We start from the raw sequence: 26,514 nt of genomic DNA on the forward strand, positions 1-26,514 counted from the left end.
GCCAGGACGGCGTCTTTTGCTATATATTACTCATCATACAGTTCGCGATTGCGTTTGACAATATCCAGCACAAGGTTCGCCGTTTCTTCAATAGCTTTGGAAGACACATCGATGACCGGGCAATGGAGACGGCGCATGACGCCGCGGGCATAGGTCAGTTCTTCATTGATGCGGTCGATATTGGCATAGCTGGCATTGGAATCGAGCCCCATGCTGCGGAGCCGTTCGCTGCGGATAAAGTTCAGTTTAAAGGGATCGATGATGAGGCCTACGATTTTCCGGGCCGGAATCTGGAACAGTTCCGGCGGCAGGGCCACTTCCGGCACCAGAGGCAGATTGGCGGCCTTGATGCGCTTGTGGGCCAGATACATGGAAAGAGGCGTCTTGGACGTACGGGATACGCCGACGATGACGATATCGGCCTTCAAAAAGCCGATAGGATTCTTGCCGTCATCGTACTTGACGGCGAACTCGATGGCTTCGACCCGTTTGAAATATTCTTCATCCAGGCGGTGGATCATGCCGGCCTTCATAGTCGGTTCCGTCGTCGCAATCTTGCCGATGCCATCCATCATTGGGCCGATGATATCGACGACGGTCACATCGGAATTCGCCGTCAGCGTCTTCAGCTTGCGCCGCAGGACCGGTGAAATGATGGTATAGCAGATCATGGCGTGATTTTCTTCCGCCTTTTTTACAATGTCTTCAATCTGCTGTTCCGAACGGATGTAGGGAACGCGGACAATATTAAATTCTTCCTGATTATACTGGCTGGCAGCGGCGCGGGCTACGCGTTCCGCCGTTTCCCCCAGTGAATCCGAGCAGGCATAGACAATCGGTCTGGCCACTTATGATCTCCTCCCCAAGCCACATTCTACAAAGAGACGGGTAATATTAGTTTTTGAAATACGTCCGACGATCTGGAGTTCTTTCCGGTCTTCTTCATCGCGGTCCAGGACGTGGACGACGGGCAAACAGTCCACTTCATATTCCATGAGCCGCTGTGCCGCTACCAGAGCCTGCTCCTGCGGTTCCACATAAATGAGCTTGCTCGACGGCGTCATGACCATGCGCACCGGCAGGGCCTTCAGGTCATTATTGCCCAGAGCCGTTTTCAGAAGGTCTTTCCGTGAGACGACACCTGCCAGAATATTGTCCGTCCCCACGAATACGGTGCCCACGTCCTCGGTGAACATGGCAATGACCGCATCATAGGCACTCGTATGCTCGCCCACGATCACCGGCTGGGACAGGCAGGACTCGACGCGGATATTGGTAATAATCCGTGCCAGCAGATCTTTTTCCTTATTGCCCGTAAAAAAGTACCCCAGTTTTGGACGCGCATCAATCAATCCCAACATAGTGAGTATTGCCAGGTCCGATCGCAGTGCCGCCCGCGTCACGTGGAGCTGCGCGGCGATATGCTGGCCCGTAATAGGGCTCTGATCCTTTACGATATTCAAAATAGTTTCCTGGCGTTCCGATAACATGTCCTCTCGTCACCTCCCGGACCACACGTAGTCTATAAGTATACACCAATAATTATATACTATATGTATAGGATATACAATAGGCTGAAATAGAAAATATAAAAAGGCGGCCCTTTTGAGTAGTTTATACTTTTAGGGCCGCCCTGGTCAGGAACGTATTACCATGTATAATCTTCTGTATCAGCACGGCCCTTGCCGGTCAGGGAATCCATGAGGATCCGCTGTTCGATCTGGGCTACATTCTTTCTCGTCGCTACGACAGCATCGGGGTTGACCGATACGGAATCGATGCCGCTCTTGACGAGGAATTCCGTGAAGTCCGGATAGACGCTGGGCGCCTGGCCGCAGATAGAAACGGTCTTGCCGTCTTTATGGGCGACGCTGATGAGATGGCGGATAGCGCGTTTGACGGCCAGATTGCGTTCATCGAAGAGAGGCGCAACGGTGTCGTTGTCGCGGTCGCAGCCCATGATCAGCATAGTCAGGTCGTTGGAGCCGATAGAATAGCCATCGACGAACTTGTTGAACTGGTCGGCGAGGATGATGTTGGACGGGATTTCTGCCATGAGCCATACTTTGAAGTCCGGTCCGCGGTGCAGGCCTTCCTGTGCCATGAGGTTGACAATTTTTTCCATTTCATCGACACGGCGGCAGAAGGGAATCATGACATTGAGGTTCTTGAAGCCGAATTCTTCCCGGACCTTGCGTACAGCCTTGATTTCCAGTTTGAAGGCTTCAATGTATTTCGGATCATAGTAGCGGGATGCACCGCGCCAGCCGAGGAGAGCGCTGCTTTCCTGAGGTTCGTATTTGTCGCCGCCTTTGAGGTTGCGGTATTCACTCGATTTGAAATCGCTGAAACGCAACGTGACCGGGCGGGGAGCCAGGGCCTGGCAGACCTTGCGCATGCCGTCGGCCAGCTGGTCTACGACGCGTTCGGGATGACCGATTTCAATGAGGTATAAGGGGTGTTCATGGATGAAGGTCGTCCAGATGAATTCTTCCCGCATGAGGCCGATGCCATCGCAGGGGAGGACGCCGTATTTTTCTGCCAGATCGGGATTGCCCAGATTCATGTAAATCTTCGTTCCCGTAACAGGAGCCGCTTCGGCAACGACGGTGGTACCTGCAGCGGCCGGGGCAGCAGCAGCCGGTTTGACAATATCTTCTACGATGCCTTCATAGACGATGCCGTTCGTCGCATCGACGGTGATTTCCTGGCCGTCCTGGATAGTCGTCGTCGCTTCCTGGCTGCGGCTCTTGGTACCGACGATGCAGGGGATGCCCAGTTCACGGCTGACGATGGATGCATGGCAGGTCATACCGCCGGCATCGGTAACGATGGCTTTGGCTTTTTTCATAGCCGGTACCCAGTCCGGGGCCGTCATGGTCGTGACCAGGATTTCACCATCTTTGAATTCTTCGATCTTGGACGGATCGAGGATGACATGGGCTTTGCCTGCGGCATGGCCCGGGCTGGCCGGAAGGCCTTTTACAATCGTAACTCTGTCTTTCGTCATAGCTGCACTGACACCGCTTTCTGCACTGGCTGATTTCTTTTCTTTATTCTTCTTGGACCATACGGTTTCGGGACGGGCCTGGAGGAGCCAGATCTTATTGGTCCGTTCATCGACACCCCATTCCATATCCATATAGCATCCGTAGTGTTTTTCAATGGCTTTGGCATATCCTGCCAGTTCTTTGACCTGTTCGTCCGTAATGGCCGGCTGTTTCTGCTGGTCTTCCGGTACGACCTGTTCTTCCACATCGCCTGTATCCTTGCGGACCAGTTTGATGGGTTTCGTATTGATCATCTTGGAAATGATGGACAGGTCATCTTTGCGTACGCGGAAATTATCCGGCGTAACCGTGCCCTGTACGACGTATTCGCCGAGGCCCCAGGCCCCTTCGATGGTAATAGTCGAATCGTCGCCGGTCACCAGATCGACGGTGAACATGACGCCGGCCGCTTTGGAGAATACCATCATCTGAACAGCAGCACTGAGGGCGACAGACAGATGGTCGAATCCCTGTTTCGTACGATAGTAGGTCGCGCGGTCCGTAAAGGTAGAAGCATAGCATTCTTTGACTTTCTGGATGACCATATCGGCACCCTTGACATTGAGGTAGGTGTCCTGCTGGCCGGCAAAGCTGGCATCGGGCAGGTCTTCTGCCGTAGCGCTGGAACGGACGGCTACGAAGGGATCGCTGACGCCCATCTTGCGGCCCAGTTCTTCATAGCTCGTACGGATGGAATCTGCCAGGTCCTGCGGCATATCGGCGTCACAGATGGCCTTGCGGATAGATGCCGTGACATCGCGGAGCTGTACCGGATCTTCTACGTCGGTCAGGCCTTTGAGCAGTTCCTTAATGGTCGTATCCAGACCGGTAGCATGCATGAAATGACGGTATCCTTCTGCCGTTGTCGCAAATCCATAGGGTACGGGGACTTTGGTCTGGGAAGTCAGTTCGCCCAGTGACGACGACTTGCCACCGACCAGTGCCACATCGGCACGGCGCAATTCATCAAACCATAATACAAATGCTTTATCTCTGTCCATGTTCCTACCTCCTGAAGCGTGCAAATCATATATGCTAATTTTAGTGATTTCTCATTTATAGTACATTATTTCCTATGGAAAGTCAACAGATTTATGGTATTTAGTATATTTTTTGATATATAAGATATTCTACTTATACTTGTTCTCCTGAAACACTACAATAATGTAGCGTATATCGTTTATCCTGATTTAGTTGTATACACTACGCGCACAGCAGCACCCCTCATGACCCGTATGGCCCGGCAGAGACTGAAAATGACGCGTCTTTCCTCTATTCATACCGGACAGAGGTGTGTTATAATTAGAAATTAGTAAAGTCCTATATATAATAGATGTTTTTAATACAAAATCCATCACAAAAGGAGTCACAGGAAAAACTATGTATACACCCAGACGCCGGGCGAAACACGCCAAAAAGAAAGGACCCCTGCACAGCTTGCGCGTGCTCATCATCTTTCTTTTCGTCGTCGCAGCCGGACTCGGTTTTGGCTATATTTTTGCCGCCTACCAGAGTCTGCCGCCCGTAAGCAACAACATGCGGCCAGCCGTTTCATCCCAGGTATTCGACAGCCACGGCCGCCTGATCACGACTCTGCACTCCGATCAGAACCGTCTTCCCATCGATATCAACAAAGTACCGGCCAACCTGCAGAACGCCTTCATCGCCGCCGAAGACAACCGTTTCTACGAACACATCGGCATCGATCCCATTGGCATTCTCCGCGCCATCGTCACCAACCTGACCAACCGCGGTATCGCCCAGGGCGGCAGTACGATTACGCAGCAGCTGGCCAAAAACGCCTTCCTGTCCCAGGAACAGACACTGAAACGAAAAGTACAGGAAGCCATGCTGGCACTGGAAATCGAACACAAGTATACGAAAAAAGAAATTCTGGAAATGTACATGAACCAGATTTATTTCGGTCAGGGCGCCTACGGCATCCAGACAGCGGCCAAAACCTATTTCGACCGCGACGTCAACGACCTGACGCTGGCCCAGTGCGCCATGCTGGCAGGCCTTCCCAAGAGCCCGAATTATTATTCGCCTTTCAATAATCTAGAAGAAGCCAAGTCCCGTAAAAATGTCGTCCTCGACCAGATGGTGAAATACGGTTACATCTCATCCGATCAGGCAGCGGAAGCCAAAAACGCCGATCTCCACCTGTCCCACAACAAGCAGGTAGCGGAAAACTCTGAATCGGAATCGTTCATCGACTATGTATCCCAGCAGGTAGCCGCCAAATACGGCGACGATGCCCTGTATAAAGAAGGGCTCAAGATTTATACGACCCTCGATACGGAAAAACAGCATGCAGCCGTACAGGCCATGAAGAACCTGCCCGACAATTACACCGACAAGAACGGCCTGACCCAGCCACAGGGCGCCCTCGTTTCCATCGATCCCCGCAACGGTCACATCCTGGCCATGGTCGGCGGACGCGGACAGGACAGCTTCAACCGGGCCAGCATGGCCGTCCGCCAGCCCGGGTCGGCATTCAAACCCTTCGTCTACATGACGGCCCTGCAGGACGACATGACGCCTGACTCGACTATGGAAGACAAGAAAGTCACCTACGGCGGATGGAGCCCCCAGAACGCAGAAAAATCCTATTCCGGGACCATGACCCTGCGGCAGGCTCTGGCCCATTCGGTCAATACCATCGCCGTCCAGCTGGCCGATAAAGTTGGCACGTCCAAGATCATCAGCAACGCCAAGAAGATGGGCATTACAACCCTCGTGGAAAAAGGCAGTACCAACGACAACAACCTGGCCATGGCCCTCGGCGGCCTGACGAGGGGCGTCATTCCTCTGGAAATGGCCAGTGCCTACGGGACCTTTGCCAATAAAGGCGTCCACGTCAAACCGGTGGCTATCACCAAAATCCTTGACCGCAACGGCAATGTCATCGAAGACAACAGCTCCGGCAAAGGGGAAGAAACACGGGTCCTCTCCGAACGGGAAGCCTATGAAATGACCAGCATGCTCGAAGCCGTCATCGAAAGCGGTACCGGTACGGCAGCGGCTATCGGCCAGCCGGCAGCCGGTAAGACCGGGACGACCGATGACAACAAAGACGCCTGGTTCGTCGGCTACACCCCGACCATCGTCACCGCCGTCTGGGTCGGCGACGACACGGGAGCCCACAGCCTGGGCGAAATCTACGGCGGTACCGTACCGGCCCGGATCTGGCACGACTACATGGTACAGGCTGCCAGCAGCGACTCGTCGGATTTCTCCGTCCCGGCAGGCATGCAGAAAGCCAGCCGCGCCAGCGAGACAAAGAGTACAACAACGGAGAAAAAGAGCACAAAATCTACAACGACGAAAGAAAAAACAAAGCAGGACACGCAGCAGGGAAAACAGCAGGCGGCCCGCAACAATAAAAATCAGTAACACGAAAACACGAACCGGAGGCTGCCACAATGGGCAGCCTCCGCTTGCGTTATCGATAAGTAAAGGCCGCCAGCGTTTTACAGCTGCCAGCAGCTAGCGAACAGCTGCCTTCCCGGCTTCGATGAACGAACTACAATGAACGACCAACAGCCCTTTTCATCAAACTTCAAACTTCAAACTATCTTTCCCGGCCTGCTATCTTTCCCACATAAAGGAGTACCCTCATGTTCAACCGCATTGTTTTTTTCTGGAAAATCGGCTGTCTCGGCGCCTTACTGGGACTGCCCAATTGGTATGTATATAAGGAGGCCCTGCCTGCAGCGGTCTCATATGCAGCCCTCATCCCCTTTCTGGTGCTTCCGTTCTGCTTTTCTCTGGCCTATAATGCCATCCATTCTGTCCCCGTGTCCATCGCAAAACTGTTCTCCTGGACCGGGGGATTCTGGTTTATCTTTACCATCTATGCCACCATGGGTTCCTGTGTCTATGCCGTACTGTATCTTCTGGGCCTTTTCCTGGGATATGATCCGCTCTGGCAGACATACAATGGGCGTCTTGCCCTCGTATTGCTCCTCCTGGTCCTCGCTATCATGGCCCGGGGCATCTATAAAGCCGTCCACCCTGTCATCCGTCACGTCGTGATCCAGACGGAAAAAGCAGTCACGCCGGTCCGTCTGGCCTTCCTTACGGATATCCATATGGGACCCCTGCAGAGCCACTGGTACACGCGGCGCCTCGTCCGCCGCGTCATGGCGCTCCGGCCCGATGCCGTCCTCTTCGGCGGCGACCTCATTGATGCGCATTTGGGCTTTGTCCTGCGCGATGGCAGCTACCAGCAGCTAAAGCAGCTCCAGGCTCCGTACGGAATCTGGGCCGTCTTCGGCAATCACGACTTCTACGACGGCGATATTGATACAGAAGAACAAGCTCTAGCACCCATTCACTTCCTGCGGCACCAGCAGGAATTCCTAGCGCCGGGCATCATCCTTACGGGGCTGAACGATTATATCCATTTCCCATCGGAAACCATCCCCAACTGCGACACAGCCAACTTCAACATCATCATGGACCACGAACCGCTACGCATCCAGGAAGCCGTAAAAAAAGGGTATGACCTCTATCTCGGCGGTCATACCCATGCAGGACAATTCTTCCCGGTCACCTGGATTACGAACCGGATGTATTTAGTAAATTACGGTAGTAAGGTTTTTAACCTGCTGACAGCCGTCGTTTCCAGCGGCTACGGCTCCTGGGGCTTCCCTTTTCGAACCGGCCCCTCGCCGGAGATTGTGATGATAGAAATAAATAGGACCCGCGGCCGGTGACTTGTTTCCCCTGCCTCGACTGGGAAGGCACCATCTGCTTCGTCGTCGTCAGTCAGCGTAGCCCCGCTACGCCTCCTTCCATCCTCCTTGCATCTGATACCTTCCCCGGCGATTCAGGATGGAAACCGTCACCGGTCGTGGGTCCTAATTGCTGATTTTTGTATAAATAGTCGGTTCAGCAAACCGGCTTCGTCAAACTTCAAACATCAAACTGCCTTTTCTCTCCCTTCCCACTGTCCACTGACCACTATCTTTTCTCTTCAAACTATCTTTTTCCCCTAAAAAAACAGGCCTGTCATCAGACAGGCCTGTTGATGTTACCGGATTATTTATCGGTTGTATTCTTTTCCTTGCGGATGACGTCGTGGGCGCCGCCTTCTACGATGGACGTTGCCGAAACGAGGGTAATCTTGGCTTTCTGCTGCAGTTCCGGAATGGTCAGGGCACCGCAGTTGCACATGGTCGATTTGATCTTGCTCGTCGTCTTTTCTACGTTTTCTTTGAGCGGACCAGCATAGGGGACGTAGGAATCGACGCCTTCTTCGAAGGACAGTTTCTTGTCGCCGCCCAGGTCATAGCGCTGCCAGTTGCGGGCACGGTTGGAACCTTCGCCCCAGTATTCTTTGACGTAGGTGCCGCCGATCATAACTTTTTCCGTCGGGCTTTCGTCGAAGCGTGCGAAATACCGGCCGAGCATGACGAAATCGGCGCCCATGGCCAGTGCCAGTGTGATGTGGTGATCGTATACGATGCCGCCGTCGGAGCAGACCGGGATGTATACGCCAGTCTTTTCGAAGTATTCGTCACGGGCTTTGCAGACTTCGATAAGGGCTGTCGCCTGGCCGCGGCCAATGCCTTTCGTTTCACGGGTGATGCAGATGGAACCGCCGCCGATACCGACTTTGATGAAATCAGCGCCACATTCGGCGAGGAAGTTGAAGCCGTCCCGGTCTACGACGTTGCCGGCACCGACTTTGACCGAATCGCCATAATGCTGGCGGATCCACTGGAGAGTCAGTTTCTGCCATTCCGAGAAGCCTTCGGAGGAGTCGATGCAGAGAGCATCCGCTCCAGCAGCCAGAAGGGCCGGTACCCGTTCGGCATAATCGCGGGTATTGATCCCGGCGCCGACGATATAGCGTTTCTTTTCGTCGAGGAGTTCGCCCGGGTTTTCTTTATGATCGGCATAGTCCTTGCGGAATACGAAGGAATTGAGCGTGCCGTCATCATTGACGATCGGCAGGGCATTGAGTTTCTTGTCCCAGATGATGTCATTGGCTTCACCGAGGGTAACGCCGTTTTTGGCATAAATCATCTTTTCGAGCGGCGTCATGAAGTCTTTGACGGGAGTGGCCGGATCCATACGGCTCACGCGGTAATCACGGCTGGTGACGATACCGACGAGTTTGCCATTGACTGTGCCATCGGAGGTAACGGCGACAGTGGAATGGCCGGTCTTTTTCTTGAGAGCGACTACATCCGCCATGGTCATGTCCGGGCTGACGTTGGAATCGCTGGGTACGAAGCCCGATTTATAGGCTTTGACTTTAGCGACCATAGCCGCTTCCTGTTCGATGGTCTGGGAGCCGTAAATAAACGACACACCGCCGGCTTTTGCCAGGGCAACGGCCAGTTTTTCACCAGAAACGGACTGCATGATAGCGGAAACCATGGGAATCGTCATTTCAATAGCGGGCTTTTCCCCTTTTTTATATTTTACGAGAGGCGTTTTGAGAGATACATTCGCCGGCATACACTCACTCGATGAATACCCGGGAATCAAAAGATATTCATTAAAAGTGTGTGATGGTTCGTTGATATAAATAGCCATGTTTATCCTCCTTATCAATACGACAACTCTAAACCGGACCCTGTATCTGCCGGTCTCTCATTCTCTTTTCCCCGTATGGGATATTTATATCATTATACCCCCTGTATGGACAAAATCAAGTAGTATAATTGTACCATTTTATGCATGTTTGTTATAAGCTGACAGCAAGAGATCCCATTCTTTCTGACAGCGCCGATGGCCTTTCTTCATCATACCTTCCGCCCTGACGGGCACCTTCCCTTCACAGGGACGGCAAAGAATCTCTGTCCGCAGAGCCGGCTGCCAGCCGCCAGCTGCCGACGGCTGGCCTTTCCTGCCGTAAAGTGCGCAAAAAGGGTACAAAAAAAGAGCAATGGGAAACATTCTTTCGTTATCAAAATCGCCCACAATCCGCATGATTAAGCGATTATAAACGTTAGGAAACATTTCTCATTGCTCCCACAAATCAATGGCGGAAAGGGTGGGATTCGAACCCACGATAGAGCGTTCGCCCTATACATGATTTCCAATCATGCTCCTTCAGCCGCTCGGACAGCTCTCCGCGTCTTACATATCTTTGCTGACATCTTCGGGATAAATGCCGATATGTAAAGTATGGTCGGGGCGACAGGATTTGAACCTGTGACCGCTTAGTCCCGAACCAAGCGCGCTACCAAACTGCGCTACGCCCCGTAGCCCCGACTTATACGTAATACCATATCCACGAAAAACGTCAAGAGAAAAAGCGTAAAATCAAGCCAGTTTCTTTTCCCGGATGAAATCGAGGAGCATAACCGACGTGTCGGCCATGAGGTCACCGCACGATACGGGACCGCCATTGGCCGGACTCTTGAGGACGCGGCAGCACGTCGCTTTAAAGCGGTCGAGCCAGATTTTCTGAAATTCCCGTACAGGCTGATTGATTTCGGCTTTCGTCTTTTCTTCTGGCGTCGTCCGGCCGGCAAGACAGCCCAGGATCAGGCAGGCCCCATTCAAGGCCCCGCAAATACAGCCCGAACCGGCCACCCCGCCGCCGAGGACGGATACCATGCGCAGCGTTTCCGGCGGCAGCTTCAAATCCAGACAATCATTGCAGACCTTGACCACCGTTTCAGCACAATTATTCCCAGCCTGCTGGTATTGTGCCGCCAGTTCTTTTACCTTTTCCATCGTAAGACCTTCTTGAAAACATATTATATAATCTATTATACATTATTTTATTCACTTTGTGGTTGCAAAACCATTTTCCTGCTATCCTTTTTAATGGATACTGATGGGGGATAAAGGGCCCGGATAGCATTGAGAATAGCCAGGATCATGACGCCAACGTCCGCAAAAATGGCAAACCACATATTAGCAATGCCGACAGCCCCTAATCCCAGACAAAGGAATTTTATCCCCAGTGCAAAAACGATATTTTCATAAACAATACGCAGACATTTCCGCGATAAAAGGATAGCATTGGCAATCTGCAAGGGATCATCATCCATGAGTACGACGTCGGCTGCTTCAATAGCTGCATCAGAGCCCATGGCTCCCATAGCAATACCGATGTCAGCCCGGGTCAAAACAGGCGCATCATTAATTCCGTCGCCAACGAACGCTAATTTTTCTTTTTCTCCTTTACGGGCCAACAGCTGTTCCACTTTATTCACTTTATCGGCAGGTAATAATTCACTGTATACCTGGTCGACACCGACATCCTTGGCAATATTTTCGGCTGCCCGACGAGTATCCCCAGTCAGCATGACGGTCTGCTTGATGCCGTTTCGTTTAAGCGCTGCAATGGCCTGGCGCGCGTGAGGCTTGATGACATCAGATATGACGATATGACCCGCATATCTTCCATCAACCGCCACGTGAAGAATGGTTCCCATGCTATGACAAGGCACATAAGAAATTTTCATCTGCTTCATCAATTTATCATTGCCAACGGCCACGATATGACCATCTACGGCAGCCTTGACACCGTGTCCGCTGATTTCATGAATATTCCTGACACGGTTACGGTCAATGGGTTTACCATACGCTTGCTGCAAGCTCTTACTGATGGGATGTGAAGAAGCACATTCGGCCATGGCGGCATAAGCAAGCAATTCTTCTTTTTCCATCTGGTTGTGGTGGACTCCATTAACTTCAAAATTACCTTTCGTCAAAGTCCCGGTCTTATCAAAAGCGATATATCTCGTCTGCGCCAGTGTTTCCATATAATTGGATCCTTTGATGAGGATGCCTTCTCTGCTAGCACCACCAATACCGGCAAAAAAGCTGAGAGGAATACTGATAACTAAAGCACAAGGACAACTGATGACTAAAAAGATTAAAGCACGATAAATCCAATTTTCCCATTGAGGATCAGCATGGCCGTACATCAGCTGAATGGCAGGAGGGATGATAGCCAAAGCCAAGGCACCCAGACAAACAGCTGGTGTATAGACCTTGGCAAATTTAGTGATGAAATTTTCTGATTGCGACTTATGCGAACTAGAATCTTCAACTAGTTCCAAGATTTTTGAAACTGTCGATTCTTCGGATTCCTTCGTGGTCTTCACGTAAAGGACGCCAGTCATATTGATACAGCCACTAATGACTTCATCCCCTTGCTGCACATCTCTGGGCAGGCTTTCTCCTGTCAGGGCACTCGTATTGAGGCTCGATGTCCCACGAAGGACCACGCCATCCAAGGGCACCCGTTCACCGGGCTGGACGACTATCGTCGTACCTAAAGCTACATCATCCGGATCGACCTTTTCCAGTTTACCATCCCGTTCTATATTCGCATAATCAGGACGGATATCCATGAGGGCACCGATATTCTTCCGGCTGCGGCCAACAGCATAGCTTTGGAACCATTCACCGATTTGGTAGAACAACATGACAGCAATACCTTCCAGGTAATCACCGCTCTGCTCATAAATGGCTAAAGCAAAGGCGCCCAGCGTAGCAATGGTCATCAAGAAGTTTTCATCAAAAATGCGGCCATTCACGATTCCCTTTCCAGCCTTCCGCAGGATATCATAGCCGATGATACCGTAAGCAACCAGATAAAGGGCCAAATGCAGCCACCCCTGTACCGGGATAAATTGAAGTGCCATAAGCCAAACAGCCGTAATCCCGATGCGCCAGAGCATCCGTTTCTGTTTATCATTCATCAGTTGTCCCTTCTTCCTGCTTTATTTTACGTGAATTTCACAATCCGGTTCGACTTTTTTGCAGTCCTTGACGACTTGTTGCATCACCTGTTCCGGATCGTAGTTTTCTTCAAATTTAATAATCATCTTTTGTAACATGAAATTTACCGTCGCCTCAGCTACCCCTTCTGTTTTTCTGGCAGCATCTTCCATCAGGTTGGCACAATTAGCACAATCTACATCGATCTTATACGTTTTCTTTTTCATGATAATCTCTCCTCTAAAAATAATATGAACGATTGCTCATTTGTTCAATCGTTGTGCTTGAAGTATAATATGCCTAATCAAAATCGTCAATGTCCCTTTCCTGGTTCCTGCTAAAAGGGATAAAGGAATGTCTAAACAGGCGAAAAAGGAGACGTACCATATGAACGATCCGACCAATACCCTCATTTATGAAATCAAAAATTCCCTTCCTCCAGACAGTACACTGAAACATCAAGTTCTATTCCCAGGCATCCTCCTGGCCCGATATCGGCTACAAGGAGCGACCTGTACGGTTCAACATTCAAGCTGGCCCGGTCTTTATATTTTCAGCAACGGTCGTGAAGGAAGTATGGGCTGGCAGTTAAATTCAGGCAAACAAATTTATCTGCATCGCCAGGCTTTTGCCTGCCATGCCGCATCAGCCTGTACCCAAGCAATCCTTTCCCTGCCAAACGGTTTTTATGAGGGCCTATCTCTTTTTTTCAATCTTCCCGTAATAAAAGAACAGCCGCCATCGCTGTTCGAGGAAGCCGGTTTGCATTCATTTCAGCTTCTCGCTGCATGCTTTCCTGACGAATCTGGAGAGGCTTTCTGGCAAAATGATACGGAATTACAGCGGATTATTTCCTTTTTTTGGGACCAGCCAGCCCTTCTCTCGAACGCTTATGAAAAGTTAAAAGTTTTAGAACTGTTGCTCCATTTAAGCCGCTTTCCCCTTCATAAGCGTCAACATTTATCTGCTTATCCATCGGAACAAGTGGCCTTAGTACAAAAAATCCACTACGATTTATTACAAAAATTGGACCAGCGCATCACAATTGACACACTGGCCCAACAATATCTCATAAATCAGACGACTTTAAAAAACGTATTTAAAGCAGTCTATGGTACTTCTCTGGCAGCCCATATCAAAGAGCACCGGCTGCTGCAAGCTGCGGAACTTCTCTGCCATAGTCAAGATTCAATGGCAGAAATCGCAGCCAAAGTCGGGTATGAAAGCCAGAGCCGATTTTCTGCAGCTTTCAAAAAACGTTTCGGTGAATTACCTACGCAATATCGGAAAACACATTAGAAAGAAACCCATTCTCCATCATCGGGCATAATATAATGGTCCACCCCACGGGCCATGAGCCGGCTGCGCAGAGTATATCTCGTCAAAGAGGCATGGGCTACATTATCCAGATGAGTAAGAAGAAGCTGAGACTGCGGAACAGTCTTTGCTACACAAGCTACATCTTCATCGCCCATGATGAGCCGGCCATTTTCTACAGTTTCAGCCGCACAAGCATTTAATGCGACGACATCAGGGCGATACGTTTTCAGCGTATTTTCCACTTCAGGATACCATACGGTATCACCAGCGACATAAAGGGTAGGTTCGTCTGCGCTCTGGAAGAGGATCCCCATAGCGTCACCGCAAGGAACGATGGTACCATGGCGTGCCGGCATATGTTGAAGGGTAAGGCCCTCGAGTGTCAACGGAGACTTAGACAAAACCTGTACATCTTGAAATCCAGACTTTTCAAAAATGGCTGCGTCCTGTTCATTCTGCACAAAGACAGGAATGGACTTATCCAAAGGCTGGCCTACGGTCCCATCGGCAGCTATATCAACATGGTCTGGATGGATGTGCGTTACGATGTAATAATCGACACCATTCAGAATTTCATGCGGCGTCCTAGGCAGTCCATAAATCGGCATGGCAATTTCCATTTTAACCGGGTCCGGAATCATGTATGGCTTCCCCGGAATATCTCCGAAACTACCAAGGCTTCCTTTTCCACAAAGCCAGGGGTCAATTAAAAAGGTCTTCCCTTGATATACAATTTTAAGTGTAGCATTGCGAATCTGCTGAATGTCCATTATTTTCTCTCCTTTATTCTTTACAATAAATATTTTTATTGCCACTATGTTCAATATCTATTATATTAAACGCAAGAAAACATTCAACAGTCACCTTCGAGGAAGTGTCTGATAATGGACACATCTCCCAAATTGTCTAGAAAGTAAGGAGGTATCCTTCATGACGCAAAAGTTAGATCGTCGCACCCGCTATACGCGTTCTGTTATCAAGCAATCTTTTTTGGAACTGCTCCAAAAGTATCCCTTTCCGAAAGTCACAGTCACGGCTATCTGCAAAAAGGCGGAAATTACACGGGCTACGTTCTACTTGCATTATATGGATATCTATGCCTTGTTAGACGCCATCCTTGAGGAAGCGCTGCATTTATCCGAAAATACAAATCCTGATAAATCCTTGGCCGATTTTCTTTACCAAACCAGTCAATCAAATGAAGGGGACTCTTTCATCAAGAATAACTATACTATGCTGCCCGCCTGTCAACGCATCGCAGATTCCCCTTGTTACCAAGCACTCTTTTCAGATAAGACCTTAGGGCCTTACATCTTAGAATATATTTTCACACATGAAAAAGCTCAAATGATTTCATTTTTACAAAATCAACTTCAGATTGATGCAACATTAGCGGAAAATCTCTACTTATTCCTGGTCAGCGGGGCTTTTACCATCAACCAGCATCATAAATGGAAAAAAGACGAATCATGGTTCCAGATTCAGGCTATGCTGCTGCGTCTCATTTACCATGGCATCCAAGGGTTGAAAAAATAAAAAAGGACTATCTCATGATGGCAGATGCCTTCATGAGATAGTCCTTTTTACAGTATGGCGGAAAGGGTGGGATTCGAACCCACGGTGCGTTGCCGCATCACTAGTTTTCAAGACTAGCTCCTTAAACCACTCGGACACCTTTCCATGTAGTGCTACCAAAATAGTATAGCAGAACTTTTCCAAAATAGCAATAGACGTCCGCCATCTCCCCGGCTCTTCTCTACCGCCTCCGGTTGCCGTCAGGGCACAAAAAAGGCAGCCTTCTTTTTAACCGTGCCTGTACGAAACAAGCCGCACGTAGAAGACTGCCTTTGGTAAGGTACAGATCCTTTTGGCGGGAGTGAGCCTCCGCCCCCGTATCCACCAACGGTGTACTTGCAGGCAGGGAGCAACAATAAAGGTGGAGTTGCTCCGCTGCGAACACCCATGTAAAGGACCGGCACCCTAAAATAGTAGCGCCTGCAGTGAAAGATTTGATTCACCTGCAGCTACTACCCGTACGCCTACACTAATCGCGCGTACAGGAGATACTATTTTAAGAATCCCGATTACCATAACCAGGGATTCCATATTCACTGTACCATAGAATGAAGAAAAAAGAAAGGTCATTTTTTGTGAAAGAAATGAGGAGCATCGCCCCATTTTCCCAGACCGACCGTATCCCCCACCGATGCCACGCGGCCGCTCAGGCAATTGCGGCACTGTTCGGCCTGTTCATCTACGCAGGGTTTGTTGTCGTAGAGAAGGTACTGGGACCGGAACTGGGGCAGCGTCACGATGGGCATGAGGATATTGGCCCCGGCCTTGAGGCCCAGTTCCCGGCCCAGGGGATGGAGAGCCTGCAGGGCCGTCGTCGCCGCGATATTGACATCCCGCAGGAAAAGGCGCGTCACGGCGATCATGGCAAGGCCCAGATGGAGACGGTGCAGTCTATCCTCCTCTGAATCACGTCCGGCGGCGAGAACTTCCTTCCCGATGGGGGTCTGATGATGAACGACGTAAGGACCCATGCCAATCATGTCGATATTCATGTCCCGGTAAAAGAGGATGTCGTCTGCCAGGTCTTCCAGCGTCTGTCCCGGCAGGCCGATCATATCCCCCGTCCCTACCTGATAGCCGATCCGCCCCAGCGCCAGAAGGCAATCGCGGCGCACGGTCCATTTATGATGGCCGTCCTGGGGATGGAGACGGACATAGAGATTGGGATTGCTGGTCTCGATGCGCAGCAGATAACGGTGCGCACCGGCCTCAAACCAGCGGCGGTACGTTTCTTCCGTCTGCTCCCCGACACACAAGGTCAGGCCGAGGCCGCCATTTCCAATCTTCTTGATGTCCCGCACGAGGTCTTCGATATAAGAAATAAATTCCTCATCCTGCCGTTCCCCTGACTGCAGGGTCAGCGACCCGTACCCGGCCTCATAGGTCCAGCGGGCCATGGCCAGAATATCGTCCCGGTCCGTATCGAACCGTTCTACTTCCTCATTACCGCGGCGGATTCCGCAGTAGCGGCAGTTCTTGATACAGCGGTTGGAAAACTCGATGAGCCCCCGATAATAAGCGACGCGGCCGACCGTTTCCGCCTTTACGGCATAAGCCGCATCATACAAGGCCTGCCGGTCATCGGCGTCGGTGAGGCCGAGAAGCGTTACCAGATCATTCCGGTCCATAGCCGGACCTTTGGCCAGAAGCGCGCGCAGCGCCGGTGATACTGCCATAGACATCCTCCTTTAATTCCGGTTTTCCAGTCCCGTCTTTTCAAAGACGATGAAAGCCAGACTGAGAACCATAGCGACGACCGTAGCCAGACCCATCCCTTTCAGCTGTACCGGACCGACGGCGATAGTCGCGCCCGAAAGGCCCGTAATCATGGTGACAGCCGTGAGGATCAGGTTCTTGGAACGGGTATAATCGACTTTCTTTTCAACGAGCATGCGGATGCCCGATGCGGCAATGAAACCAAAGAGCAGGATACATACCCCGCCCATGACCGGCGTCGGGATGCCGTGGATGAGCGCGGCGATCTTGCCGATGAAGGAAAACAGGATGGCAAAAACAGCGGCACCGCCGATGACCCACGTGCTGTATACGCCGGTAATGGCCATGACGCCCATATTTTCCCCGTAAGTCGTATTCGGCGTCGAACCGACCAGACCGGACAGGACGTTGGACAGGCCGTCGGCAAAGAGGCTGCGGTGCAGGCCCAGATCCTTGATGAGATTCCGCCCGACGATATCACTGGTGACAAAGAGATGCCCCAGATGTTCGGCAAAGACGACGAACAGAGCCGGCATGATCATCATGATGGCACTGAAATTAAATTCCGGTTTGTAGAACGTCGGCACGGCAAACCAGGGCGTTTCTTCCACAGCCGTCAGATCGACGACGCCCATGAAGTACGACAGGATATAGCCGGATACGACGCCGATGAGGATAGGGATAATGCCGATGAAACCCCGGCCAAGGAGCGTCGCCAGAATGGTGACGACGAGAGTAAACGTCGAAATGATCATGGCCGTTTCATTGCTCATCCCCTGGGCATCGCCGAGATAGCCCGACATAGTCATGGCAAGGGGCGCCAGTTCCAGCCCGATGATGGCCACGATGGCTCCCATAGCTGCCGGCGGGAAGAGGATATCGATCCACTTCGTCCCCACTTTATCGACAATCGCCGCCAGTACCATGAACGACAAGCCGAAGACGATGAACCCGCCCTGGGCGTCGCCATAGGACATGCCCGGCGTAGCGCATACGGCCAGGACCGGGGAAATAAAGGCAAAGCTGGAGCCGAGATAAGCCGGCAGCCGCCATTTGCAGATAGTCAGATACAAGAGCGTGCCGATACCGTTCATAAACAAGGCCGTAGCCGGATCGACGTGGAGCAGGAACGGCACCAGTACGGTCGATCCAAACATAGCAAACAAATGCTGCAGACTCAGCGGGATAGTGGGCAGGAGCGGCAACCGTTCGTCTACCTGTATAATTCTTCGTTCCATGAAAAAGCCTCCTAAACTATATCATCGTAAGGGGAAACGGCTGCGCGTCTCCTCTTTCATCGAATGCAGGACCGGCTGCTCCCGCAGGCGGGCATCGATCACGGCCTCGCGGTAATTGCGGTGGGCAATATTGAGGAGCAGCGCCGCGGCGACCATGTTGAGCAGAAGGGACGTACCGCCATAGCTGATAAAAGGCAGCGGCACGCCGACGACGGGCAGGATTCCGCTGACCATGGCCAGATTGATCATCCCCTGACCGCCAAAATACATGGTAATGCCCACGGCCAGCAGTTTCCCGAAGGTATCGCGCGTATTCCAGGCGCAGTTGCAGCCGAAATAAATAATCATACTGAACAAAACCAGCATAAACACGGACCCCCGCAGGCCCCATTCCTGGGCCAGGACGGCAAAAGCAAAGTCCGTATGGGCTTCAGGCAGGTAGCTGAACTTGCTGATGCCTTCACCCAGACCCTGTCCCATGACGCCGCCGGACCCGATGGCGATGAGCCCCTGTACGGTCTGATAGCCCAGAGTCTTTTCATAGGACCAGGGATCGTACCATGAAATAATGCGGTTCATGCGGTACGGTGCCGACAGCAGGTACACGATGCCGACAGCCAGAGTGGCCAGCAGGGGCACCCTGGCCTTGAGGATACTGGCACCGCTCACCCAGAACATGACCAGCGGCAGGAACAAAATGACCAGAGCCGTACCGGCATCAGGCTGACGGAACACGAGGATAGCCAGCGCGAGCGGCGGCAGCAGCAGCGGATGGGGAACGAAACGGATCCGTTTCCACCGCGGCGGCTTCCCGGATTTTGCCGGAAAAAAAGCCGACAAAGGCGAGAAAAATTCGATATGGCCTTTCTTGTCCCACAGCGGCGCCAGCTTGTCCGCCGTAAACAGGATGATGACCAGCTTGGCGATTTCCGAAGGCTGGAAGGTAAATCCCCCTGCCCCGAGCCAGCGCCGGGCGCCGTTTACGACGATGCCGGCAAACAGAACGGCTATGAGCAGTACGGCTGTAAAGAGGAGAAGGCGGACGGACCATTTCTTCCACATATGATAGTCCTTTTTGTAGACAAATATGGCCGGAGCCAGCCCCAGAGCCAGATACACACCCTGACGGATGAGATGTCCGTAAGCACTGCCCCCTTCTGCCATATCCTCAACGAAGGTCGAACTGAATACATTGGACGTACCGATGATAATCAGCAGAGAAAAAGCAATGAGGAGCATCCAGAAATTGCGTCGCATCTCCTTAGTGTGCGGACTCATCAGCCTTCACCTCCGCCGGACGGGTGGCGGCACAATGGAAAATCGGCTGCCCTTTGGCACTGAATTTCGCTTCATACTCCGTCATCGCTTCATTGACGATATCACTATGATGCAGATCATAGGTCACCTCTGACAAGGGCCAGTTCCGCTGCCGGAATTCTTCCAACGTAAAATCGAACAGGCCGGCATTATCGGACTTGAACAGCACCATGCCTCCCGGAGCCAGCAGCCGGGCATACCGGTCCAGGAACAGGCGGTACGTCAGCCGGCGCTTGGCGTGGCGCGACTTGGGCCAGGGATCACAGAAATTGATGAAAAACCGGTCCACTTCGCCGGGAGCAAACAAATCCTCGATCTTCGCCACATCATACTTCAGCAGATGTACATTGGAAACCTCCGCTTCGGCACATTTCTTTCCGGCATAATACAGGACCCCCGTCTGGATCTCGATCCCGATAAAATTCACTTCCGGGTGCAGCACGGCCATCTGGGAAATGAAATTCCCCTTTCCCGTCCCCAGCTCTACCCAGAGCGGCGCATCGGGCCGGGCAAACACAGACCGCCAGCGGCCCTTATATTCCTCCGCCCCGGACAGATGGACAAACGCGTCATACTCCCGGATGGCATCGTCAATCCAGGGTTTTCTTCGTAAGCGCATAGCATAACTCCTTTAAAAAAGGCTGATTCCATCACACGAAATCAGCCATAGACATAAATTTACTTGTACTATTATAGGTAATATAAAAGGCACTGTCAAGAAGGGGGATGCAGGCAGCAGATGCCGGACCGGCCTCTATTTCAAAAGAATACCGAATATCATCAGGGATATACCAATAGGTTTCTACATATGACATTCAAAAACATAAATCCAATCACGGCAATTCATTTCTAACAGCCGTCTCTTACCGTCCTCTGCGTCCATGAGGAAATTATCGTATTGATCCACCACGGCCCCTAGATATAATTTCTCATATTCATTGTCGGGATTCAGTTCTTCTACAGGTATAATCTGCTTCGGCTTATTCGACTTAGGCCAGGAAATGATGGTATGTTTGCCAACGGTACGTATAGCACGGTACGTCTCTTCTTCAAAATAGTCAATATACTCTGGTATGAATGCACACATCCTATCCATTATGTTTTTACGATTGCCAATGACCGCAACATTATATCGTCCCATACTCCATTCCTCCTATTCTATACACCGTTCGATTACTCTTGTTGTTACATAATATGATACCGTCATCGAACATATGTGTCAATCTATCCGTTTCCGGCTTTTTATCATCTGAGTTCTAATTTCTGAATCCGAGGACACGGCACGTCGGACTGGCCATCTTCCCTGCACGGGAAAGCGGACTCATGAATAGGATTCTGGATTGGAGTAAAGCCCCTTCAGACGCCTACGGCGCCAGCTTCCCCTCACGGGGACGCCGTATAACGTCGCAAACCAGCCACTAGCCGCCCTTCCTGCAAACGGCGAACTGCAGCTTCTCCTGCCAGCTACTGGCTGCTGACTGCTGCCCTTCCCGGCATGGTACTGATTTTCATCTGCCTCATCGCCTTGCTATCTGCCTTATTTAATGGTAAAATGTGGCAGATAATGAAAAAATGAAGGAGATTTTTATGCGGACCTTTACCTACTCGCAAGAAATACAAAATTTACTGACACCTGAAATCGTCCAGCTTCTTACCTGTATCCATGAACACAAAGGACGGCAGGATTTATTTCTGGAAGCGAATACAGATGAACTAAAAACGCTGGTGGATGTTGCCATGATTCAGAGTACAGGGGCTTCCAACCGTATTGAAGGAATACGCACCAGTGACAAACGATTGGAAGCTCTGGTCAGCCAAAAAGCTGAACCGCGCAATCGGTCTGAACAGGAAATTGCCGGGTACCGTGAAGTACTCACCTTGATTCACGAAAATCATGACTATATTTCTCCCGTTCCTAATGTCATCAGACAGCTCCACCGGGACCTGTACGCTTACTCGACAGGAGCCATAGGCGGAGACTACAAAAACGCAGATAACGTCATTGCAGAAACAGACGCACAAGGGCATCAAAAGGCAAGGTTCATTCCCGTTCCTGCTTTTCAGACAGCCGACGCTATGGATTCTTTATGCCAATCGTTTCAGAATGCCTGGCAGGAAAACGTGATTGATAAATTACTGCTGACGCCTATGTTCATCCTGGATTTTCTCTGTATTCATCCTTTCACTGACGGGAACGGACGGATGAGCAGGCTCCTGACACTCCTTCTTTTATATCGTGCTGGTTACATCGTCGGTAAATACATCAGTCTGGAAATGCTGATTGAAAAGACAAAGACAACGTACTATGAAGCCCTTCAAGCAAGTTCTTCCGGCTGGCACGAAAATCAAAATGCCTATGCACCTTTTGTAAAATACTATTTGGGAATCATCATAAAAGCATATGATGAATTCGAAGACCGGATTCAATACCTGATAACCAGAAAGATTTCCAAGCCTGACCGGATCAAGGCCATCATTTCCCAGACACTAGGGAAAATCAGCAAAAAAGATCTGATGGAACGCTGCCCGGATATCAGCCAGGGAACCATAGAACGCACTTTGTCAAACCTGGTAAAAGAAGGCTATATCATCAAAGTCGGCTCCGGTCCGGCCACGGCATATATCCGCAAGCACTAAAAAGGAAAACAGGCTTCGATGAACGACCTACGAACTACGAACTACAAACTACAAACTATCTTTTCTCTCCCTTCCCACTGACCACCAGCCTTTCCCCTTCGATGTACGACGAACGAACTACGAACTACAAACTATCTTTTCTCTCCCTTCCCTCTAACCACTCAGCCGCCAGCTGTTATCAGCTGGCGGCTGTCTCTTACTTCCAGGCTGGCAGGAGTTCGCCTTTGAAGTTTTCTTCGATGTATTGTTTGACTTCCGGTGACTGGAAGGCTTTGACGAATTTCTGGTATGCCGGGTTGTCTTTGTCTTTGGCACGGGCGGCAATGACGTTGACGTAGGGGCTGGTGTCGTCTTCGGTAGCGATTCGGTCACTGACACGCAGGCCGGCGGTGATGGCGTATCCGGCGTTGATGATGGCGCCGTCTGCGTCATCGATGGAACGGGGCAGCTGGCCGGCTTCCAGTTCTACGATGTCGATGTTTTTGGGATTGGATGTAATGTCCTGGGTCGTCAGTTTGGTCTGGTCGGCGCCGTCGCGGAGGGTGATCCAGCCTTGTTTGCTCAGGAGCAGGAGTGCCCGGCTGCCGTTATTTGGGTCATTGGGGATGGCGATACGGGCACCGTCCGGCACGTCTTTGATATTGGTGTAGCGGTGGGAGTAGAGGGCAATCGGTGCGAGATACGTATCGCCGATGGGAACGAGGTCGGTGCCATTTTTTTCATTGAATGTATTGAGGAACGGCACGTGCTGATAGGAGTTGAGGTCGATATCGCCATCGGCCAGGGCCTTGTCCGGTGTGATGTAGTCCGAGAATACTTTGACTTTGACGGTCAGGCCGTCCTTTTCCGCGACTTTGGCGACCTGTTCCATGATCTGTTCCCCTGAGCCGGGGTTGACACCTACGGTGATTTCTTTCTTTTCAGCACTACTATTCTGGGTGCTGCCACAACCGGCAAGGACAGCGGTCAGGGCCAGAGCGGTAAGAGTCAGGGTGATGATTTTTTTCCATTGAATATGCATGTCATATTCCTCCTTTTATTTGTATACAAAATTGGTATATTTTCTATGCTTAGGGATACGGTGATGCGTATCCTCGTAAGCGGTAATCAGCGGATGGCCGTATCGATGATCTTCTGTGCTTCTTCCGGCACGCCACGGCCTTCTACGGCATTGGCCGATCCGAAATCGCGGCAGTGCGCTGCCCCGTCTGCCGTGACGGAATGCATGCCATAACGTTTGCGGTCGGCTCCGACAGGACAGACGGCGATGCAGACGCCGCAGGGATAGCGGAATTCCGTCTTCAGTTTCTGATGATAGCCGGCACAGCGCGCTTTGGCCATATCGGCGATGAGCCGGTCTTTCCTGGGCGTAAAGGCGTGGGTCGGACAGTTGAAGACGCAGCGCTTGCACTGGATGCACAGGTCTTTTTCCTGCAAGGCGTCAGGCGGTACGTCGGCGTCGGTAATGACCGATACGAGGCGCACCCGCGGGCCATATTCGGGAGTAATCAGGGTGTGGTTGAGGCCCAGCGTCCCCAGTCCGGCGTATTTTCCGGCAAAGACGTGGGAAAAGGCCGCTTCCGGCTTTTTGACCAGTACGGAAATGTCGCCGTAGCAGTCGCGGGGGAACCAATGGGCCCGGAATCCCCACTGGTTGAGCTTATTAGCCAGACGGTACGCCGTATCGTCGAGGAGACGGTTCGTCGTATTGTAACATTCGGAATAGACGACCGACGGCGTCGTCTCGATCATGGGCAGGTAAATCTGCACGCCCAGGACGATGACCGTCCGGCTCCATGGCCAGATGGACTGGGGCCAGTACGCTTCGGCTACTTCTTTCTGCTGTGGCCAGCGGTCCACACTGGCAAATCCCACCAGATTGGCCCCCAGGCGCTGTGCCTGCCGTTTGATCCGTTGTTTCAGGGCGCTCCGCTGCTGCCCCGTCATGCTTTGTCGTTCCATGTTATCACCTCAGAATAAAAAAAACTTCCATCCCCGCAAAGGGACGGAAGTACCGTGTTACCACCCAATTTCACCGGCTCCTCACAAAGCCGGCCTTCTCGAGTACGCAGGCCACAGGCCCTCAATACTCCAGCACGGTAACGGGTGCACCCGGGCGGTCTCACTATTCGACCTGCCGGCTCAGAGGCCATCTTCCAGAAGCAATCGTGCATCTCCTCCCACCCTGTGGAGACTCTCTGGGCCATTCCTGCTCCTGTACTCTTCTCTTCATTGCCTATTGTTCTGTTGATGGTGTAAGTCTATCATGGACGGTGTCTGTTGTCAACACATTTTTAGAATTTTATTCTATTTTTATTTCTCATGCTATTATTTACACAAAGCATTTTATCCCCTGTTATATTCCCGTTCTGATGGCAGAAAATAAAAAATCCACCATCTCCGGAGCTATGCAGAGACGGTGGATTGAATCAAATTCTATTATTTATTGGTTTCCAGCCAGTCGAGGGCATACTGGGCAAAGATGGCGGCGCCATTTCCCAGGACGTCTTCATCGACGGTATAGCGGTTGCTGTGCTGAGGGTACATGGCATTCTTTTCGGGATTGCGGATGCCGACGATGCCGTAGCAGCAGGGCTTCTTTTCTGTATAGAAGGCGAAATCTTCGCAGGCCATAGTGTGTTCCATGGGGACCACGTTGTCTTCGCCTACGACCTTGGCCGCCGCCCGGGCTCCCAGTCCGGCGCAGGCCGCGTCATTGATGGTCGGCGGGGCGATGAGGTCCATGTGGAAATCGGCTGTCGCGCCGTACTGATGGGCCGTATCGTGAACCATGTCGCTGAGCATCGTTTCCAGCAGTTTCCCCGTTTCCGGCAGGAAATACCGGCAGGTCCCTTCCATATGGGCTTCGCCGGAGACGATATTGAAGGCCGTACCGCTCTGGATGGTGCCGATGGTCAGGGCAACCGAATCGAGGGGGCTGACCCGGCGGGATACGATGGTCTGGATATTGAGTAGCATGGCCGCCGCTACGACCGAAGCATCGACGCCCTGATGGGGCAGCGACCCGTGGCAGCCCGTGCCGTGGACATCAATATAGAAATGGGTGCCGGCAGCAAAGCGGGGACCGGCCTGGATATTGACCTTGCCGGCAGGCATGTCGAACCAGACGTGGGCCGCGTACATGGAGCCGATTTTATCATACCAGTCGCCGAAACGCAGCATGTATTCTGCACCGGCACAGAGCTCTTCTGCCGGCTGGAAGACGAAATAGACGGTGCCGCAAATCTGGTCCTGTAAGTCACGGAGGATATACGCCGCCCCCAGCAGCATGGCGATGTGGTTGTCATGACCGCAGGCATGCATTTTGCCATCGTTTTCCGAAGCAAAGGGAAGGCCCGTCATTTCTTTGACCGGCAGGCCGTCGATATCGGCGCGGAGCGCTACGGCTTTGCCGGGCTTGCCGCCTTTGAGACAGGCTACGAGGCCCGTATTCTTTTCCGGATTGATTTCATAGGGAATCTCCAGCTTATCCAGCTCGGCAGCAATCCGCTTCGTCGTTTCTACTTCCTGGAAACTCAGCTCCGGATGGCGGTGGAACTCCCGCCGCAACGCTACGACCGTATCCTGATACTTCCTTGCCAGTTCCTGAATCTGATTCATAACAACCACCCTCTCCGGCCGCACGGCCGGAAGCTTGTTCCCCCTGCCTCGTCCGATCTGGCACCATCTGCTTCGTTGTCATCAGTCGGCGTAGCTCCACTACGCCTCCTTCTTCCGCCTCGCATCTGATACCACCCCGGACGATTCAGGATGGGAACCGCTTCCGGTCGTGCGGCCTATTTGCTAAATTTTTTGTATAAAAATAGTCGGTTCGTCAAACCGGCTTCGACGAACGAACTACGACAAACGAACTACGGCCCTTCCATCCTCCTTGCATCTGACGGCCCTGCCGACGATTCATCACGTAAAACGCCAGCCGTCGCGGCGCTAAATTGCTG

The 26,514-nt window shown here is 51.7% G+C and carries 22 protein-coding genes, 3 tRNA genes and 1 other annotated feature; of the genes, 5 read left to right on the forward strand and 20 right to left on the reverse strand.

Annotated elements, in window-relative coordinates; translation table 11 throughout:
- Window positions 1-26 precede the first annotated feature (26 nt).
- The 3 genes from DW949_RS01155 to ppsA all read right to left on the reverse strand — a co-directional run bounded on the left by DW949_RS01155 (window position 27) and on the right by ppsA (window position 4,051).
- Window positions 27-848: a pyruvate, water dikinase regulatory protein gene (locus tag DW949_RS01155; protein WP_118021444.1), complete on the reverse strand. Its 822-nt coding sequence runs from the start codon at window positions 846-848 to the stop codon at window positions 27-29.
- Entirely contained in the window at window positions 849-1,490 is a 642-nt protein-coding gene (locus DW949_RS01160; protein ID WP_118021445.1) for a helix-turn-helix transcriptional regulator, read from the reverse strand.
- 158 nt (window positions 1,491-1,648) lie between these two features.
- Window positions 1,649-4,051 (reverse strand): phosphoenolpyruvate synthase, encoded by a 2,403-nt coding sequence (ppsA, locus tag DW949_RS01165; protein WP_118021446.1) that lies wholly within the window; start codon window positions 4,049-4,051, stop codon window positions 1,649-1,651.
- Between the two features lie 379 nt (window positions 4,052-4,430).
- Here ppsA and DW949_RS01170 point away from each other — a divergent pair, with 379 nt between their 5' ends.
- Together DW949_RS01170 and DW949_RS01175 are read left to right on the forward strand one after the other, a co-directional pair.
- Entirely contained in the window at window positions 4,431-6,446 is a 2,016-nt protein-coding gene (locus tag DW949_RS01170; RefSeq protein ID WP_118021447.1) for a transglycosylase domain-containing protein, read from the forward strand.
- A gap of 224 nt (window positions 6,447-6,670) precedes the next feature.
- Entirely contained in the window at window positions 6,671-7,771 is a 1,101-nt protein-coding gene (locus DW949_RS01175) for a metallophosphoesterase (protein WP_118021448.1), read from the forward strand.
- Between the two features lie 325 nt (window positions 7,772-8,096).
- On the opposite strand, the gene DW949_RS01180 is transcribed toward DW949_RS01175, so the two are convergent.
- The 7 genes from DW949_RS01180 to DW949_RS01210 all read right to left on the reverse strand — a co-directional run bounded on the left by DW949_RS01180 (window position 8,097) and on the right by DW949_RS01210 (window position 12,979).
- The gene (locus DW949_RS01180) at window positions 8,097-9,602 is read right to left on the reverse strand and encodes an IMP dehydrogenase (protein WP_118021449.1); all 1,506 of its coding nucleotides are present in this window, start codon (window positions 9,600-9,602) and stop codon (window positions 8,097-8,099) included.
- Window positions 9,603-9,740: 138 nt separating this feature from the next.
- Window positions 9,741-10,028 carry a hypothetical protein gene (locus tag DW949_RS01185; RefSeq protein WP_118021450.1) on the reverse strand — a complete coding sequence of 96 codons (288 nt, stop codon included), beginning with the start codon at window positions 10,026-10,028 and terminating at the stop codon, window positions 9,741-9,743.
- A gap of 23 nt (window positions 10,029-10,051) precedes the next feature.
- Window positions 10,052-10,143: transfer RNA gene (locus DW949_RS01190), tRNA-Ser, on the reverse strand.
- A gap of 54 nt (window positions 10,144-10,197) precedes the next feature.
- Window positions 10,198-10,274, reverse strand: a tRNA-Pro gene (locus tag DW949_RS01195).
- A 60-nt stretch (window positions 10,275-10,334) separates the two neighbouring features.
- Window positions 10,335-10,751, reverse strand: coding sequence for a C-GCAxxG-C-C family protein (locus DW949_RS01200; protein WP_118021451.1), 417 nt, complete (start codon window positions 10,749-10,751; stop codon window positions 10,335-10,337).
- Between the two features lie 47 nt (window positions 10,752-10,798).
- Complete coding sequence (locus DW949_RS01205) at window positions 10,799-12,733, reverse strand: heavy metal translocating P-type ATPase (RefSeq protein ID WP_118021452.1); 1,935 nt, start codon at window positions 12,731-12,733, stop codon at window positions 10,799-10,801.
- Window positions 12,734-12,754: 21 nt separating this feature from the next.
- Window positions 12,755-12,979, reverse strand: coding sequence for a cation transporter (locus tag DW949_RS01210; RefSeq protein ID WP_118021453.1), 225 nt, complete (start codon window positions 12,977-12,979; stop codon window positions 12,755-12,757).
- Between the two features lie 160 nt (window positions 12,980-13,139).
- Between DW949_RS01210 and DW949_RS01215 the strand changes: the two genes are divergently transcribed.
- Window positions 13,140-14,051, forward strand: coding sequence for a helix-turn-helix transcriptional regulator (locus tag DW949_RS01215; protein WP_059076644.1), 912 nt, complete (start codon window positions 13,140-13,142; stop codon window positions 14,049-14,051).
- Here DW949_RS01215 and DW949_RS01220 read toward each other — a convergent pair.
- Window positions 14,048-14,842 (reverse strand): MBL fold metallo-hydrolase, encoded by a 795-nt coding sequence (locus tag DW949_RS01220; RefSeq protein WP_118021454.1) that lies wholly within the window; start codon window positions 14,840-14,842, stop codon window positions 14,048-14,050. The genes DW949_RS01215 and DW949_RS01220 overlap by 4 nt on opposite strands.
- 160 nt (window positions 14,843-15,002) lie before the next feature.
- On the opposite strand from DW949_RS01220, the gene DW949_RS01225 reads away from it, so the two are divergent.
- Window positions 15,003-15,608, forward strand: a complete 606-nt coding sequence (locus tag DW949_RS01225) for a TetR/AcrR family transcriptional regulator (RefSeq protein ID WP_118021455.1) — start codon at window positions 15,003-15,005, stop codon at window positions 15,606-15,608.
- Between the two features lie 55 nt (window positions 15,609-15,663).
- On the opposite strand, the gene DW949_RS01230 is transcribed toward DW949_RS01225, so the two are convergent.
- The 6 genes from DW949_RS01230 to DW949_RS01255 all read right to left on the reverse strand — a co-directional run bounded on the left by DW949_RS01230 (window position 15,664) and on the right by DW949_RS01255 (window position 21,059).
- Window positions 15,664-15,752 (reverse strand) — tRNA-Ser (locus DW949_RS01230).
- 461 nt (window positions 15,753-16,213) lie between these two features.
- Entirely contained in the window at window positions 16,214-17,323 is a 1,110-nt protein-coding gene (gene hydE / locus DW949_RS01235) for a [FeFe] hydrogenase H-cluster radical SAM maturase HydE (RefSeq protein WP_118021456.1), read from the reverse strand.
- A 12-nt stretch (window positions 17,324-17,335) separates the two neighbouring features.
- On the reverse strand, window positions 17,336-18,601 hold the full coding sequence (gene uraA, locus DW949_RS01240) for a uracil permease (protein WP_118021457.1): 1,266 nt from the start codon (window positions 18,599-18,601) through the stop codon (window positions 17,336-17,338).
- 21 nt (window positions 18,602-18,622) lie between these two features.
- Complete coding sequence (locus tag DW949_RS01245; RefSeq protein ID WP_118021458.1) at window positions 18,623-19,879, reverse strand: FtsW/RodA/SpoVE family cell cycle protein; 1,257 nt, start codon at window positions 19,877-19,879, stop codon at window positions 18,623-18,625.
- On the reverse strand, window positions 19,863-20,537 hold the full coding sequence (gene trmB / locus DW949_RS01250; protein ID WP_118021459.1) for a tRNA (guanosine(46)-N7)-methyltransferase TrmB: 675 nt from the start codon (window positions 20,535-20,537) through the stop codon (window positions 19,863-19,865). Before trmB ends, DW949_RS01245 begins: the two co-directional genes overlap by 17 nt.
- A gap of 183 nt (window positions 20,538-20,720) precedes the next feature.
- The gene (locus tag DW949_RS01255) at window positions 20,721-21,059 is read right to left on the reverse strand and encodes a hypothetical protein (RefSeq protein ID WP_118021460.1); all 339 of its coding nucleotides are present in this window, start codon (window positions 21,057-21,059) and stop codon (window positions 20,721-20,723) included.
- A gap of 446 nt (window positions 21,060-21,505) precedes the next feature.
- Here DW949_RS01255 and DW949_RS01260 point away from each other — a divergent pair, with 446 nt between their 5' ends.
- Complete coding sequence (locus tag DW949_RS01260; protein ID WP_118021461.1) at window positions 21,506-22,555, forward strand: Fic family protein; 1,050 nt, start codon at window positions 21,506-21,508, stop codon at window positions 22,553-22,555.
- Between the two features lie 196 nt (window positions 22,556-22,751).
- Here the strand turns inward: DW949_RS01260 and DW949_RS01265 are convergent, their stop codons facing one another.
- The 3 genes from DW949_RS01265 to DW949_RS01280 form a co-directional block, all read right to left on the reverse strand.
- Entirely contained in the window at window positions 22,752-23,576 is an 825-nt protein-coding gene (locus tag DW949_RS01265; RefSeq protein ID WP_118021462.1) for a MetQ/NlpA family ABC transporter substrate-binding protein, read from the reverse strand.
- Window positions 23,577-23,662: 86 nt separating this feature from the next.
- A complete protein-coding gene (locus tag DW949_RS01270) occupies window positions 23,663-24,517 on the reverse strand; it encodes a 4Fe-4S dicluster domain-containing protein (protein WP_199595672.1) in 855 nt (284 codons plus the stop codon).
- A gap of 36 nt (window positions 24,518-24,553) precedes the next feature.
- Window positions 24,554-24,797: a binding site (T-box leader), on the reverse strand.
- 197 nt (window positions 24,798-24,994) lie between these two features.
- Window positions 24,995-26,176 (reverse strand): amidohydrolase, encoded by a 1,182-nt coding sequence (locus tag DW949_RS01280; protein ID WP_118021465.1) that lies wholly within the window; start codon window positions 26,174-26,176, stop codon window positions 24,995-24,997.
- Window positions 26,177-26,514 lie beyond the last annotated feature (338 nt).

It is taken from the genome of Megasphaera sp. AM44-1BH (genome assembly GCF_003467125.1).
In the GTDB taxonomy this organism is placed as follows: Bacteria; Bacillota; Negativicutes; order Veillonellales; family Megasphaeraceae; genus Megasphaera.

What these genes read in the sequence shown, in the direction of transcription:
- DW949_RS01160 (WP_118021445.1), bottom strand. Translation starts at nt 1,490, where the DNA reads ATGTTATCGGAACGCCAGGAAACTATTTTGAATATCGTAAAGGATCAG.
- ppsA (WP_118021446.1), bottom strand. Translation starts at nt 4,051, where the DNA reads ATGGACAGAGATAAAGCATTTGTATTATGGTTTGATGAATTGCGCCGT.
- DW949_RS01170 (WP_118021447.1), top strand. Translation starts at nt 4,431, where the DNA reads ATGTATACACCCAGACGCCGGGCGAAACACGCCAAAAAGAAAGGACCC.
- DW949_RS01175 (WP_118021448.1), top strand. Translation starts at nt 6,671, where the DNA reads ATGTTCAACCGCATTGTTTTTTTCTGGAAAATCGGCTGTCTCGGCGCC.
- DW949_RS01180 (WP_118021449.1), bottom strand. Translation starts at nt 9,602, where the DNA reads ATGGCTATTTATATCAACGAACCATCACACACTTTTAATGAATATCTT.
- DW949_RS01185 (WP_118021450.1), bottom strand. Translation starts at nt 10,028, where the DNA reads ATGTTTCCTAACGTTTATAATCGCTTAATCATGCGGATTGTGGGCGAT.
- DW949_RS01200 (WP_118021451.1), bottom strand. Translation starts at nt 10,751, where the DNA reads ATGGAAAAGGTAAAAGAACTGGCGGCACAATACCAGCAGGCTGGGAAT.
- DW949_RS01205 (WP_118021452.1), bottom strand. Translation starts at nt 12,733, where the DNA reads ATGAATGATAAACAGAAACGGATGCTCTGGCGCATCGGGATTACGGCT.
- DW949_RS01210 (WP_118021453.1), bottom strand. Translation starts at nt 12,979, where the DNA reads ATGAAAAAGAAAACGTATAAGATCGATGTAGATTGTGCTAATTGTGCC.
- DW949_RS01215 (WP_059076644.1), top strand. Translation starts at nt 13,140, where the DNA reads ATGAACGATCCGACCAATACCCTCATTTATGAAATCAAAAATTCCCTT.
- DW949_RS01220 (WP_118021454.1), bottom strand. Translation starts at nt 14,842, where the DNA reads ATGGACATTCAGCAGATTCGCAATGCTACACTTAAAATTGTATATCAA.
- DW949_RS01225 (WP_118021455.1), top strand. Translation starts at nt 15,003, where the DNA reads ATGACGCAAAAGTTAGATCGTCGCACCCGCTATACGCGTTCTGTTATC.
- hydE (WP_118021456.1), bottom strand. Translation starts at nt 17,323, where the DNA reads ATGGCAGTATCACCGGCGCTGCGCGCGCTTCTGGCCAAAGGTCCGGCT.
- uraA (WP_118021457.1), bottom strand. Translation starts at nt 18,601, where the DNA reads ATGGAACGAAGAATTATACAGGTAGACGAACGGTTGCCGCTCCTGCCC.
- DW949_RS01245 (WP_118021458.1), bottom strand. Translation starts at nt 19,879, where the DNA reads ATGAGTCCGCACACTAAGGAGATGCGACGCAATTTCTGGATGCTCCTC.
- trmB (WP_118021459.1), bottom strand. Translation starts at nt 20,537, where the DNA reads ATGCGCTTACGAAGAAAACCCTGGATTGACGATGCCATCCGGGAGTAT.
- DW949_RS01255 (WP_118021460.1), bottom strand. Translation starts at nt 21,059, where the DNA reads ATGGGACGATATAATGTTGCGGTCATTGGCAATCGTAAAAACATAATG.
- DW949_RS01260 (WP_118021461.1), top strand. Translation starts at nt 21,506, where the DNA reads ATGCGGACCTTTACCTACTCGCAAGAAATACAAAATTTACTGACACCT.
- DW949_RS01265 (WP_118021462.1), bottom strand. Translation starts at nt 23,576, where the DNA reads ATGCATATTCAATGGAAAAAAATCATCACCCTGACTCTTACCGCTCTG.
- DW949_RS01270 (WP_199595672.1), bottom strand. Translation starts at nt 24,517, where the DNA reads ATGGAACGACAAAGCATGACGGGGCAGCAGCGGAGCGCCCTGAAACAA.
- DW949_RS01280 (WP_118021465.1), bottom strand. Translation starts at nt 26,176, where the DNA reads ATGAATCAGATTCAGGAACTGGCAAGGAAGTATCAGGATACGGTCGTA.